The sequence below is a fragment of the candidate division KSB1 bacterium genome (genome assembly GCA_016214895.1).
Lineage (GTDB): Bacteria > Electryoneota > RPQS01 > RPQS01 > RPQS01 > JACRMR01.
In genome coordinates this window covers 141,074-153,427 of record JACRMR010000020.1, presented here as the reverse complement: position 1 = coordinate 153,427, position 12,354 = coordinate 141,074, and the positions used below count along the sequence as shown (strand labels likewise).

Annotated in this window: 14 protein-coding genes; all 14 read left to right on the top strand. The window is 60.5% G+C overall.

Features of this window, described 5'->3' with window-relative positions; genetic code table 11:
- Positions 1-27 precede the first annotated feature (27 nt).
- The 14 genes from HZB60_10500 to HZB60_10435 all read left to right on the top strand — a co-directional run bounded on the left by HZB60_10500 (position 28) and on the right by HZB60_10435 (position 12,337).
- Positions 28-1,569 carry a hypothetical protein gene (locus tag HZB60_10500; GenBank protein MBI5060196.1) on the top strand — a complete coding sequence of 514 codons (1,542 nt, stop codon included), beginning with the start codon at positions 28-30 and terminating at the stop codon, positions 1,567-1,569.
- 36 nt (positions 1,570-1,605) lie between these two features.
- Positions 1,606-2,091 carry a DinB family protein gene (locus HZB60_10495; GenBank protein ID MBI5060195.1) on the top strand — a complete coding sequence of 162 codons (486 nt, stop codon included), beginning with the start codon at positions 1,606-1,608 and terminating at the stop codon, positions 2,089-2,091.
- Positions 2,088-2,372, top strand: coding sequence for a helix-turn-helix domain-containing protein (locus tag HZB60_10490; protein ID MBI5060194.1), 285 nt, complete (start codon positions 2,088-2,090; stop codon positions 2,370-2,372). The genes HZB60_10495 and HZB60_10490 overlap by 4 nt, the downstream gene beginning before the upstream one ends.
- Positions 2,373-2,375: 3 nt before the next feature.
- On the top strand, positions 2,376-2,825 hold the full coding sequence (locus HZB60_10485) for a PIN domain-containing protein (protein MBI5060193.1): 450 nt from the start codon (positions 2,376-2,378) through the stop codon (positions 2,823-2,825).
- Positions 2,826-3,161 carry a hypothetical protein gene (locus HZB60_10480; GenBank protein ID MBI5060192.1) on the top strand — a complete coding sequence of 112 codons (336 nt, stop codon included), beginning with the start codon at positions 2,826-2,828 and terminating at the stop codon, positions 3,159-3,161. It abuts the gene before it with no gap.
- Between the two features lie 62 nt (positions 3,162-3,223).
- Complete coding sequence (locus HZB60_10475; GenBank protein MBI5060191.1) at positions 3,224-3,685, top strand: DinB family protein; 462 nt, start codon at positions 3,224-3,226, stop codon at positions 3,683-3,685.
- A gap of 6 nt (positions 3,686-3,691) precedes the next feature.
- Positions 3,692-4,567: an alpha/beta fold hydrolase gene (locus HZB60_10470; GenBank protein MBI5060190.1), complete on the top strand. Its 876-nt coding sequence runs from the start codon at positions 3,692-3,694 to the stop codon at positions 4,565-4,567.
- A gap of 186 nt (positions 4,568-4,753) precedes the next feature.
- Positions 4,754-6,106, top strand: a complete 1,353-nt coding sequence (locus tag HZB60_10465; protein MBI5060189.1) for an L-lysine 6-transaminase — start codon at positions 4,754-4,756, stop codon at positions 6,104-6,106.
- A gap of 138 nt (positions 6,107-6,244) precedes the next feature.
- Positions 6,245-6,982, top strand: coding sequence for a 16S rRNA (cytidine(1402)-2'-O)-methyltransferase (gene rsmI / locus HZB60_10460; protein MBI5060188.1), 738 nt, complete (start codon positions 6,245-6,247; stop codon positions 6,980-6,982).
- Positions 6,972-7,370 carry a VOC family protein gene (locus tag HZB60_10455; GenBank protein MBI5060187.1) on the top strand — a complete coding sequence of 133 codons (399 nt, stop codon included), beginning with the start codon at positions 6,972-6,974 and terminating at the stop codon, positions 7,368-7,370. Before rsmI ends, HZB60_10455 begins: the two co-directional genes overlap by 11 nt.
- Positions 7,371-7,381: 11 nt before the next feature.
- Positions 7,382-7,780 (top strand): hypothetical protein, encoded by a 399-nt coding sequence (locus tag HZB60_10450; protein MBI5060186.1) that lies wholly within the window; start codon positions 7,382-7,384, stop codon positions 7,778-7,780.
- 7 nt (positions 7,781-7,787) lie between these two features.
- Positions 7,788-8,684 (top strand): TIGR01777 family protein, encoded by an 897-nt coding sequence (locus HZB60_10445; protein ID MBI5060185.1) that lies wholly within the window; start codon positions 7,788-7,790, stop codon positions 8,682-8,684.
- 239 nt (positions 8,685-8,923) lie between these two features.
- Positions 8,924-10,096 carry a ChaN family lipoprotein gene (locus HZB60_10440; protein ID MBI5060184.1) on the top strand — a complete coding sequence of 391 codons (1,173 nt, stop codon included), beginning with the start codon at positions 8,924-8,926 and terminating at the stop codon, positions 10,094-10,096.
- 207 nt (positions 10,097-10,303) lie between these two features.
- Entirely contained in the window at positions 10,304-12,337 is a 2,034-nt protein-coding gene (locus tag HZB60_10435) for a hypothetical protein (GenBank protein ID MBI5060183.1), read from the top strand.
- The last annotated feature ends 17 nt before the right edge of the window (positions 12,338-12,354 follow it).

The window sequence follows — 12,354 nt, the reverse complement described above, 5'->3', positions numbered from 1 at the left end:
ACCACGTCAGGGAAAGCAAGTAATTCGATGCAACTGCCCGGTGCAAGACTACGGACGCGAGTGATCGTCATCAGCGCCACGCTGGTCGTGGCGGCGGTGATCGGTCTCGGCATGTCCCGGCAGCAGGCAATGCTCCGCGAGCGAAACAGCGATCTCATCGATCCGGGCGGTTGCACTACGGCTGTGATCGCGGGGTCGGCGACGGCTTCCGGCCGGCCGCTGCTCTGGAAGAACCGTGATCGTTCCATCGAGGATCAGGAAATCGTCTATTTCAATGACGGGCCACTGGATTATATTACAATCACCAACGCGGGCGATTCCACGCAGGCGTGGGGCGGCGTGAACCGCGCGGGCTTCGCCATCGAAGACGCCAACAATTGGAATACGCCCGACACCATCGCGGGCGACGATGACGACGGCTGGATTATCAAGCTGGCACTGCAAACTTGCCGCGTAGTCGCTGAGTTCCAGACCATTCTGGATTCTGCGAATGTCGGTGGCTACACCGCTCCGGCGATCTATGGAGTGATCGACACCGCGGGCGGCGCCGCGATGTTCGAAACCTACACGCACTCCTATATTCGCTACGACGCCGCCGACTCGCCGACGGGAGTGCTGGTGCGCTCCAATTGGTCGTATGCGGGCAGCACACAGGGTCGGATCGGTGTGTATCGGCACGATCGCGCGAAAGCACTGATCGAAGCGGCTGCCGCCGCCGATACGCTCGACGTCGAATTCATGGCCGCGGGTGTCATGCGCGATCTGCGCACGACGAGTTCCTTCAATCCCTATCCGCTGCCATACGAAGGTCAGCAGGGTGGACTGCCGGTCGGTTGGATTTCCACATCCGGAGCGATCTGCCGCCGCATCAGTGTTTCCGCGCTGGTGATCGAAGGCGTGTTGCCGGACGAAGATCCGCTGCTCACGACCATGTGGGCATTCCCGATGGCTGTGCAGTACGGCGTCATGATTCCGTTCTGGCTCGCGCCGCATTCCACGCCGTCCTTCGTCAACGGGCCTGTGACGGCGCCGTTGTCCGATGCGGGGCTGCGCCTCAGGACTTTCGCGCAACACTTCGACGGCTGGCAGGACACGCTCGACACGTACATCTTGAATGACGGGCGCGGCGGGGGGATTCATCTCACCACGTTCCCGCTCGAAAGCTACGTGTTTGAACAGACGCTGCCGCTCTTGAATCAGTGGCGCGCGGCAAACGCGCCCGATTCCGCTGCCATGATCGCGCTGTCCACGCAGCTGTGCGACACCGTTTACGAGCGGCTCGCCGCCTGGCCACAACCCGGCGAAACCATGCTCGCTCCGGGTCCCGTGCAGCAATTGACCGTCAGCAACCGCGTTGACAATGGCCTGCGACTGCGCTGGTTGCCGCCGGATACCAATGTCGCCGGGTTGCCAACCGTCCCCGCAACGTACGCGATCTTCAGCGCGACGGAGCTCTTGGCGGATCCCGACCTGTGGACGTTTCTCGACCGCGTGACCGCTACCGAGTTTGTCATCGCCGCGGGCGCGACAGACCTCCGTCGATTCTATTTCGTGCGCGCCGAGTTGTAGAATTCGGCGCATCCGGTTAACTCGCAAGAGGCAGCAATGGCCGCACAGCACACCCAAGTCAAGCGACTGCGACCCTATTATCGCAAGACAATTACCGGCAGTCCGTGGTACGGTCCGGGAGTCGCTTCCCTGCTGCGAAACGTCAAAGCCAAGGATGCGATTGCCAAGCCGATTGACGGCGCGCATTCGATCTGGGAACTCGTGTTGCACATGATAACCTGGAAGGCCGGACCGCTGCGCGGGATCCACGGCAGCCGGAAGGCTGTGAGTAAGACGGAGAATTTTCCGCGGATCAAGGACTCTTCCGAACGCGCGTGGAAAGCCGCGGTCGCGAAACTGAAAGCCACGCAGTCGGAATGGGATGCGATGCTCGCGGCGGCCACAGACGACACGCTCGACGAGCCGGCCGCGCCATCCCGCAAGTTCAAGCGCGCGGATTTGTACCTCGGCGTACTGCAACATGATACGTATCATGCCGGACAGATCGCCATTCTGAAACGGGCTCTGGGAATCAAGGTGTGAGCGACTATCTCACGACGGCGGAGATCGCGCGGACGCTCAAAATCAGCGTGAGTACCGCCACGAAAATGGCGCGCGACGGCAAACTGTCCGCCCTCAAAGTCGGCCGGCTGTGGCGATTCCCGCGGCAAAGCGCAGAGATTCTGATCGCCAAGCAGGCGCAGAACGCCCGACGCAAACAACGGAAAGAGGCGAACCACGAGCCGGCAAAGCCCCGTCATGGACTGAAGGAGTTCGTCAAGCTCGCGCAGGAAATCGGTGTGATCGACCCGCTGCGAGGATAGCCGATGGTCAAAGGACTCGATACCTCTGTGCTCCTGTACGCACTGGACACCGCCGCGCCGCTGCATGGACGCGCCGTCGATGTCCTGGAACAAGCCATCGGCGGCAAATGGTTGGCCTGCGTGTGCGAAACAAGCCTCCTGGAACTGGCGGAGATTCTGACCGATCCGCGACGGGTGCGCAAACCGCTGGCCCCCGCGCAGGTCGCGAAAGCACTGGAACGGCTGACCAGGTATCCGCAGCCGCAGGTGCTGGAAGCCGATGCGCTGACCTACAAACGCGCCTTGCGATTGATGGAGAAGTACCCGGTTCAGCGCGGCAGATTCATAGAATCGCAGATCGCCGCCACGCTGCTCGAACACGGCGTGCGGACCATCGTCACCGCCAATTCCAACGGCTTCGCGGCGATCCGCGAGCTGACGGTGGAAAATCCCTTCGAGGCGTTGTTCGCCTGAATGAAAAGACACAGCGGCACGCGCGCAATCTGGTGGGAGCTGCTGGTTCCGGGAGTCCTTTGGTCAGCCTATTTCGCCGGAATTCTCTTCGCCGCGAATCCCGTCTATCGGACGATGCGCCAGCTCGCGGAACTATCTTTGCCAATCATCCTCGTGCTGGGAGCGGCGCTGCTGGTGCTGCCGGCGCTGGCGGCGGTGACGGCTTTCCTGAAATTCAATCAGTCGCGCCGCTACTCGCACTCGCGGGAGGGCAATATGCGGCTGTTCGGCGCGGGCATTGCCGGAGCGGTATTCGTCGTGTGGGGCATCCTGCTGTTCTCCGTGCCGGGACGGTGAAGACGGAGTTCCATTGAGTTGGACTGGCTGAACCATTTCATACCTAAACTATTGAGTTCAAGATGAACAAGCAAATGTTAGATGCGAAGTTCGGTTATCTGCGGATGGTCCTGGGCGTGACGCGCCGGATCGTGGAGCAGTTCCCGACCGAGAAATTCGATTTTCGTTCCGGTGAGGGTGCGCGCAGTGTCGCGGAAATCGTATCGCATATGTACGGCCAGCTGCCGGACACGATTGCCACGCTCGTCGCGGGCGAATCGAAGTTCTCCGATGATGTGCCGCTGAAGAGCAAAGCTGACGCGCTCAAGTACATGGCCGATTGCGAGGCGAAATTCTGGACCGATTGGGCGAACGTGACTGATGCCCAGCTGGATAAAGAGATCACGGCGTGGGGTGAAAAATTCACCGGCGCACAGTTCGCCAATTTCATGTACGACGAGCACTGGCACCATCGCGGACAGCTCACGGCATACCTGCGCATGCTGGGGATCGCGCCGGTCATGATTTACGATTACCAGCCATAATTTGCATTGAGCGAAGCGTTTCCTGCCGGAAGCTCGTCCCATCCGGTTCGTCCCCGCGCCTGGTTTGAAGCGGATGAACTGGACCATCAGGAATTTGCCGCGGGCGGGGTGCGGACATTCGCAATCATCGAAGGCCGGTTGGATGCGTTTCCCGCCGTCTTCCTGCACGGAATTCCCGGCGCCTCATTCCTGTGGCGGCCGCTGCTCACAGGAATCTCGCGCGAGCGGTTGGTGATCGCACCCGACTTGCCCGGCTGGGGGCGTTCGCGGTCAGCGTTCGCGAGCCAACCGTTCGAGTGGTCAGCGGAGCGTTGCCGTCAGTGGTTGTTCGACATGCTGGCGACGCAACGTGTCGCCGAGTTCGATCTGGTTGGACACGGCATGGGAGCCGCCATCGGCCTCGAGTTCATGGGACGACATCCTGGTCGGGTCAGGCGACTTGCGCTGATTCAACCATCACCGTGGACACCGGTCCCCCGATCATTGGGCGCGCGAATTGCATCGTGGTTTGGCGGTGGGCGCTGGTCGGCCACGGCACTGAGTCGGTATGTCGCGCAAAATATGAGCGCCACGTGCGCCGCCACATGGACGCCATTCTTTGAGGAGCTGCTATTGGGCTCGGGTGCTGCCCCTGGTCCATCCGAGATCAAGCGGGCCCGCGCCGCGTTTGACGATCGTGCCGCCGCGCATCGTGCCGTGTGGCGTGAATTCCCGGGGCACAAGCTCGCGATTATCGGTAGCCGGGACGCGGCACTCGCAACCGGGGCGGACACGGAATTGAGCACCGCCGCCGAACTGCATCGCGTGGATGCCGGCGAATATCCGATGCTCGATGCCGAAGCGGAGACCCGAGCGATTATCCAGAAATTCCTGACCGCCTGAGATAGATGAAACCTCCGTGATCTCCCCGGCGGACGGGGGAGAAAGTGATACCATGCTGAGTCTGACCAATCTCCACCAGTTTGCGCAACGGCAGACAGGCTCTTGTGACCCGCCGCGATGACTTATGTCCGAATTTGTGCAACACGTCATCGCCAGGATCACCATAGCCATAGAGGAGAGTTTACCATGACTCACATCACGCCACATAATGTTCATGCGACCCTCGGCAAGTATATGCTCGCCGATGGGTTCGAGCTCGTCTTCGATCTGGAGAAGTCGCAGGGTTCCTACTTCTACGATCTGCGCACCGGTCGCAAATACCTTGACTTCTTCAGCTTCTTCGCGTCATCGCCGGTCGGATTCAATCATCCGAAGCTGACTACGCCGGAGATGATTCAGAAACTCGGCCGACTCGCGGTCAACAACATCACGAACTCCGATCTCTACACCGTGGAGATGGCCGAATTCGTTGACACGTTTCACCGCAGCGCCGTGCCGCCGTACATGAAGTACTCCTTCTATGTCGCGGGGGGCGCGCTGGGTGTCGAAAACGCCATCAAGGCCGCGATGGACTGGAAGGTACGCAAGAATCTCGCGAAGGGTTACCGCCGCGAGATCGGCAACAAGGTCATCCACTTCGAGGAAGCCTTCCACGGCCGGACGGGCTACACGATGTCGATGACCAACACCGCCGATCCGAACAAGTACAAGTACTTCGCGAAGTTCGACTGGCCGCGCATCATCAGCCCCAAAGTCAAGTTCCCGCTGACGGAGGGCAATCTCGAAGATGTTGAGAACCGCGAAAAAATCGCCATCGCCCAAATCAAAACGGCGTTTCTCGACAACCGTGACGAAGTCTGTGCCATCATCATCGAACCGATTCAGGGTGAGGGTGGCGACAATCACTTCCGGCCCGAGTTCATGAAAGAATTGCGCCGACTCTGCAACGAAAACGACGCGATGTTCATTGTGGACGAAGTCCAGGCCGGCGTCGGGTTGACCGGCAAGTGGTGGTCCCATCAGCATGCGGACGTGCAGCCCGACATGCTGGCGTTCGGCAAAAAGTCGCAGGTCTGCGGCTTCCTCTGCGGACCGCGAATCGACGATATCCCGGACAACTGCTTCCACGTCGGGAGTCGTCTGAATTCCACGTGGGGCGGAAATCTGATCGACATGTACCGCTTCAAGCTCTATCTGGAAATCATTCAGGAAGAGAAGCTGCTGGAGAACGCGACGAAGACCGGCGACCTCTTGCACAACGGTTTGCAGAGGCTCGAAGAAGAGTTCCCGCATCTCATCTCAAACGTGCGCGGGAAAGGCCTGATGTGCGCGTTTGATCTGCCGACCCCGGCCGTGCGCGATCATATGCGCCGGGATTTCTACGAAGCAGGCGTCGTTCTCCTGCCGTGCGGAATTCGCTCCGTGCGATTCCGTCCGCCGCTCACCATCAGTCCCAGCGAAGTGCAAGAAGGCTTGAGCATCTTCCAAAAATCGTTGGCCCGCATGACCAAAGAGGTGGAGTGGCAGCCCGTGGCCTGACCCACGGGTCGGTGTGCTTCACCGCTGCAAACGGAGTCTGCCTCCGTTCGCGGCCGTTTTCGCTCATCATGTCAGGGCAGCGGGACTCCCTTAAGGGAGTCCCGCTGTACTCTGGCGAGTCGCTGCCATAAGTTTACCATGCAACCTCTACGCACGGATCAGGGCGAGTTGATTCTGGTGGCGACCCCGATCGGCAATCTGGGTGATCTCTCCTATCGGGCCGTGGAACTGCTGCGCGGCGTGGACCTGCTGCTCTGCGAGGACACGCGACACTCCGCCCGGCTGCTGGGACACTATCAGATCGAAATCCCCACGTCGTCCTATGGTAGCCACAATCTGCGGAGCAAACTCCCGTGGATTATCGAGCAGCTTAACGCGGGAAAGCGAATCGGGCTGGTCAGCGACGCCGGTACCCCCGGCATTTCCGATCCGGGAACGGTGCTGGTGGACGCGGCGGTTCGGGCTGGCGTACGGATTACGGCAGTCCCGGGTGCGAGCGCGCTTGTCATGGCGCTGTCACTGGCCGGGCTACCGACCGACCGTTTCGTGTTCGAGGGTTTCCTGCCGCATAAGAAAGGCAGACAGACCCGCTTGCAAACGCTGGCCGACGAGCCGCGCACCATCGTGTTGTACGAAAGCCCGCATCGATTAGTGAAGACCCTGCGTGAACTGCTCCTGCGACTCGGCGACCGACCCGCCGCCGTGGCCAGAGAGCTGACGAAAGTTTACGAAGAGATCCGGCGCGGGTCCTTGAGCGATCACCTCCGGCACTTCGAGCGCACGGAACCCCGCGGCGAGTTTGTCATGGTGATCGCCGGAACAAGCTATATCCGACATCCGATCAGCACAACGGAGGACGAGCAGAATGATGCCTGATACCATCGCACCACATCCGGGTGGACTGCGTTGTCTGACGACCATGCTCTGGGTCAGCGATCTCGATCGCGCGATCCAGTTCTACGAGGAAAAACTCGGCGCCGGTGTCGTGCGGCGCGATCATGCCTGGAACGTCGTCGCGCTGCGACTGCCCTGTGGCGCGGACCTCTCGATCCGCCAGGACCACCCCGGACGCCCGGTGACTCGCGCGGGCATCGCCGCGCCCTATGTCGTGTTTCAATCCGACAATCCCGAACGCGAACGCCAGGCCTTTGTCGCCAAGCAGATCAAGGTCACGGAATTGCAGCAGCTCGAAGGACTTCAGCTTTTCTGGTTTTCTGACCCCGACGACAATCAGTTCTGCGTCCTGCAGTTTGTCTATCTCTAAGAGAGGGAAGTATGTTCTTTACATTGCTGGCGGTTACCTTCGCGGCTTCGTTTATCACCTGCGTCGTGGTGGCACGTGTCTTCCGGAAATCGGTCAATGAGATCCTGCATCGACTGGTGGGCGAGGAAATCTACAAGGCCTGGACCCGGTACCTCGGCTTCGCGATTTTCGTCACAGGTCTGTCCGGCGGCGTGCGGGTGTGGGATTTTGAGCGCTACGTCTTTCCGCAGGGCGAGAACAGCACCATTCTTGAACTGACAGCCGAGCGCTGGTCACTGGAACTCTACCGCACCATCATCGGCACGCTGCAGGCCGTGGCGTGGATGCTGCTGGTGTTCTTCGTGTTCGCGCTCATCGCTTACGTGATTGTGAAGGGGCGTGAACTTAAGCGCGGCGGCGGAGTTTCCTGAGGCTTCGGTGAACGTCTGGATTGCCGGCGCGACGGGCCTGATCGGTTCCGCGGTGACACGACAGCTGCGGGCGCGGGGACACGTGACCGTCAGGCTGACGCGCGGCGTCGCCGATGCCGGTGAAATCGGCTGGAATCCGCGAACGGGTGTGTCGCCGGGCGCCGACCTTCCGCCAGGCGATGCCGTCGTGCATCTGGCGGCACGCAGCATCGGCCACGGACGAATCACCGCTGCGATCAAGCAGCAGATTCGCGCAAGCCGGATTGACGCGACTCACGCGCTCTGCATGAGTCTCGCCGGTCTGCCCAAGCCGCCCAGCGTAATCGTGTGTGCTTCAGGGATCGGTTACTACGGCGATCAGGGCGACCGCGTGCTCGACGAGTCCGCAGGACTGGGAAGCGGCTTTCTGGCGGAACTCGTGCGGGACTGGGAGGCTGCTTGTGAACCCGCGCGTCAAGCGGGAATCCGCGTCGTGAATCTGCGGATCGCACCGGTATTGTCCCGCAAGGCCGGACTCCTGAAACAGATGCTCCCCGCATTTCAATTCGGCGTCGGCGGACCCATTGGCAACGGGCGGCAATACCTGCCATGGTGTGCCCTCGAAGACACCGCTGCCGCCTTCGTGTTCGCCATAGAGAACGAAGCGGCCACCGGCGCGCTAAATGTCTGCTCGCCCAACCCGGTAACGATGAACGAATTTGCGCGGACGCTGGGCCGTGTGCTGCATCGCCCGGCGCTCCTCCGGGTACCGCCACTGGCGCTGCGCCTCCTGTTCGGCAGGGTGGTGGAGGAGATGGCTACGGACAGCATTCGAGCGATTCCGCGACGACTGACGCTCGCGGGGTTCCGGTTCCGCGATGCGGAGCTGGAAACGGCAATACGAAATGCGCAACGCGAAGTATGACCCGGACGGAGGTGGAAGATCCATGGGTCGCGATCTGGGCTATCGGGGCTTGCCTGGGCTGCGGGGACTGATCGGAGTCTTCCAGAATGAGCCCGGCTGCTTCGGGCTGATTGCATTCTTCCGGCCCGCCGGTAAGTGAGCGGGCGAGCGCCGCGTATGCAACTCCACGATCTCAGCAACATAAGCCCCGGCAACGGGGCGCTTTCTGTTCTGCAACTTTCCGAGTAAACGGAGGTCCTATGCAGTTACTCATGCTGCTTGTCCTGCTTGTCGTTGGTTTGTCCGGTTGCACTGAAAAACGAACGGCGTCGCTACTGACGCCGCAACTGAAATCCACGTTGTCAGAGTACCTGCAACAGCACGGTCAACGGCCGGTGGAGTACGTGCTGACCAAGTTCAAGGATCATGACGTCGTGTTCATCGGTGAATTTCACAAGCTCGGGCAGGATCTGCATTTCGTCCAGAACCTAATTCCAAAACTCTATGCTGACAGTGTGCGAATTCTGGCCACGGAGTTCGCGCGACGCGAGGACCAGCCGCTGATCGATTCGCTGCTGAACTCGCCGACCTACGATGAGATGCTCGCGCGCAAGATCGTGTTCTTGCAATTTGTGCCCTGGGGATTTCAGGAGTACGTGGATATCTACAAGGCGGCCTGGACGCTCAACCACGACCTGCCCGCGACGGCACCGCGGTTCCGGATTCTCGGTGTGAATGATTCCCCGGACTGGAGTCTGATCAAGACCGAAGCGGATCGCGACAACGATGAGATCAAGCGCCAAGTCTGGCGCGGCGGCGGCGAGAAGTTTTGGGCTGATGTCATTCTCAATCAGGTCAACGCGGGCCGTAAAGTCTGCGTCTATAGCGGAATGCATCACGCGTTCAGCGAATTCCAGCAACCGATCGTGGATGGTGCCACCGGCAAGTTCATCCGCTTCGAAACGGACCGCATGGGCAACTTCGTCTATCGCGCCGTCGGCAAACGCGCGATCACGATCTTCCTGCATTCGCCGTGGTACAAGGCCGGAGGCTACGACAAGGGATTGGTCAGACCGGTAGAGGGCGTGGTGGACGCGCTGATGGCTGAACTCGGCCCGACCGCATACCCGGTCGCCTTCGACACGAAAGGAACTCCGTTCGGCTCACTGCCCGCGCCCGGGGCGGTCTATGCGGCGGGATACGACGCGTTCAAACTGCAGGATTACTGCGATGGGTACGTCTTCCAGCTCCCGTTTGAGAACATGCTAACCGTCTCGGCCATCCCGGATTGGTATAACGAATCCAACCTCGACCATGCCCGGTTGCAGGTTCCAAATCCCGAATTCCGGACCATGAGCCTGGAACAGCTCCGCAAGTCGCTCCAAGAGGATGCCCTACTGGCCGCTCGGCTCTCCGCACGCTTGAAGAAGTAGAGCCGGGCCGGAGAGAAAGCATCGAATTTCCCGCGTATCGAACGCTGCCGCAGCGACTAACCACGCGCAATGCCAAGCCATTACCCACCCCAAACTACTCAAAATCCTTGAGTTGCTTGACAATCCTGAGTGATTTTGGTATATTGGCCAATTGGGGTATTGCATAGATGAAACATGGATAGAGCGACGACGATAAAGGAGTGCAAGATGTTGAAACTTATTATGTTAACCGTTTGCCTCAGCATGACCGTTGGTGCGATCGCCCAGCCCGACCCGGACACCCTCTGGACACGCGTCACGGGAGGCGGTAACATTGACTATGCCAACGCCCTCGATCTAACCGACGATGGCGGCTTTGTGTTGGCCGGAGAGACCCGCTCGTTCGGCGCCGGCGGGATCGACGGCTACGTGCTCAAATACTCGGCCGCCGGTACACTGGAATGGACCCGGACCGTCGGAGGTGTGCCGGACGATCAGGCATTCGACATCCAACAGACCAGCGATGGCGGGTACATCCTCACCGGTTTCTCCAAAAAGATCAATAGCACCGGCGATGCCTGGCTCGTGAAGCTCACCGCCGCGGGGGATACGTCGTGGGTGAAATACGTCGGAACATCGGGCGCCATTGAACGCGGTTACGGCGTGCAACAGACGGACGACGGCGGCTACATCATGTGCGGCACGCGCAACTCCGGCGGATCGCAATTGTGGCTCGTGAGATTCAGCTCCGTCGGCGATACCCTCTGGACGCGACGCATCGGCGGCACCGGATCAGAAGTCGGTCATGATATTATCCTTGAATCTGACGGTGGCTTCGTGATTGCCGGGTATTCATCATCGGCGGGCGCGGGTGCCGAGGGCGTCTATGTCGTGCGGACGGATGCCAACGGCGACACGCTCTGGACCCGTACTTACGGCGGCACGCTGACCGACGTCGGCTACTCGATTCGTCCGGACAATACCGGCGGCTACTTCGTTTGCGGCTACACCACGTCCACCGGATTCCCCTCCGGCGATCCCTACCTGCTGAAGATTACCGGAACCGGTGACACCACCTGGACGCGGACGGCGGGAGTCGGCGGAGGTCCCGCGTGGTCGGTCATGCCTACCGCGGAAGGTGGATGCTATCTAGCCGGTTACTCCCTCGCCGTTGGATCAACCGATTACTTCCTTTCCCGATACACGCCCGACGGCGTGGTCACGTGGACGCGCAACTACGGCGGCGCTCAACAGGATTACTGTCTCGATGCCGAACAGATGAGTGACGGCGGGATCGTGATGTGTGGATACAGCTTCTCCTTCAGTGGAAACGCGGATATCTACTTGGTCAAGACCGGGGCCGAAGGCGCGCTCTCGCTGCTGGCGCCCAACGGCTATGAGGAGTGGACCGTGTTGCTTCCGTACACGGTTTCATGGTTCAGCAGCCCGCCCGTCGCTAATGTAAGAATCGAGCTGAACCGCGATTACCCCGATGGCCCGTGGGAAATCCTGACCGGCAGTACCCCGGACGACGGCGCCGAGGTCGTCGCCATCGGCCAGCCGCCATCGGACAGCTGCCGGATTCGCGTGACACAACTGCCCGTCGGCGGTAGCGATGAATCAGACATCGATTTCTCCGTCCGATCCAGCAACGGCCAAATCGCCTTCATCGAATTGCCCGACCAGACCACCCCGATCTATTCGTGGGATATCGGTGTGGTCGAGTGCGGGACCGCCCGCCAACGCGCACTTCACATCAAAAATTTTGGCACCGATACCTTGCTGGTCTCCGTACCGCTGCCGCTGACCACGCCGGGCTTCTCCGCGCAGGAAACGTGTGCCGATTCGTTCTACGTGGCACCCGGGGCGTACACTTCGTGTTCGATCTTGCCGCGTTTCGGTGACGGGCTCGACGGCTCGTTCGCGGATACGCTGCGGATGCGAACGAATGCGGCAAACGCAGTCAACGATTACTTTGAATTTCCGATGACCGTGACGCAGTTCTCCGTGCCCGATGAACCGGACAGCGTCGTGATCATCGGACTGGAGGACAGCATCAAAGTTGTCTGGGGCGGAATCTACGTGTCGTCCATCGGATGTGCGCTCGATCCGCCGGTGCCCGGATACGTTATCTATGCCGCTCGCTACGCGCTCGACCCGTTTCTCGCGATCGACACCGTGACGGACACGTTCTACGTCGCCCCCGCGACCGTGGACACCATCCGAATGTTTCGCGTGACGGCGATTGATCCCACTCCGTAGGCAAATCGGGTTGATGC

Bases quoted from the DNA above. Each gene is read 5' to 3' on its own strand.
- HZB60_10500 (MBI5060196.1), top strand. From the start codon at position 28: ATGCAACTGCCCGGTGCAAGACTACGGACGCGAGTGATCGTCATCAGC.
- HZB60_10495 (MBI5060195.1), top strand. From the start codon at position 1,606: ATGGCCGCACAGCACACCCAAGTCAAGCGACTGCGACCCTATTATCGC.
- HZB60_10485 (MBI5060193.1), top strand. From the start codon at position 2,376: ATGGTCAAAGGACTCGATACCTCTGTGCTCCTGTACGCACTGGACACC.
- HZB60_10480 (MBI5060192.1), top strand. From the start codon at position 2,826: ATGAAAAGACACAGCGGCACGCGCGCAATCTGGTGGGAGCTGCTGGTT.
- HZB60_10475 (MBI5060191.1), top strand. From the start codon at position 3,224: ATGAACAAGCAAATGTTAGATGCGAAGTTCGGTTATCTGCGGATGGTC.
- HZB60_10465 (MBI5060189.1), top strand. From the start codon at position 4,754: ATGACTCACATCACGCCACATAATGTTCATGCGACCCTCGGCAAGTAT.
- rsmI (MBI5060188.1), top strand. From the start codon at position 6,245: ATGCAACCTCTACGCACGGATCAGGGCGAGTTGATTCTGGTGGCGACC.
- HZB60_10455 (MBI5060187.1), top strand. From the start codon at position 6,972: ATGATGCCTGATACCATCGCACCACATCCGGGTGGACTGCGTTGTCTG.
- HZB60_10450 (MBI5060186.1), top strand. From the start codon at position 7,382: ATGTTCTTTACATTGCTGGCGGTTACCTTCGCGGCTTCGTTTATCACC.
- HZB60_10440 (MBI5060184.1), top strand. From the start codon at position 8,924: ATGCAGTTACTCATGCTGCTTGTCCTGCTTGTCGTTGGTTTGTCCGGT.
- HZB60_10435 (MBI5060183.1), top strand. From the start codon at position 10,304: ATGTTGAAACTTATTATGTTAACCGTTTGCCTCAGCATGACCGTTGGT.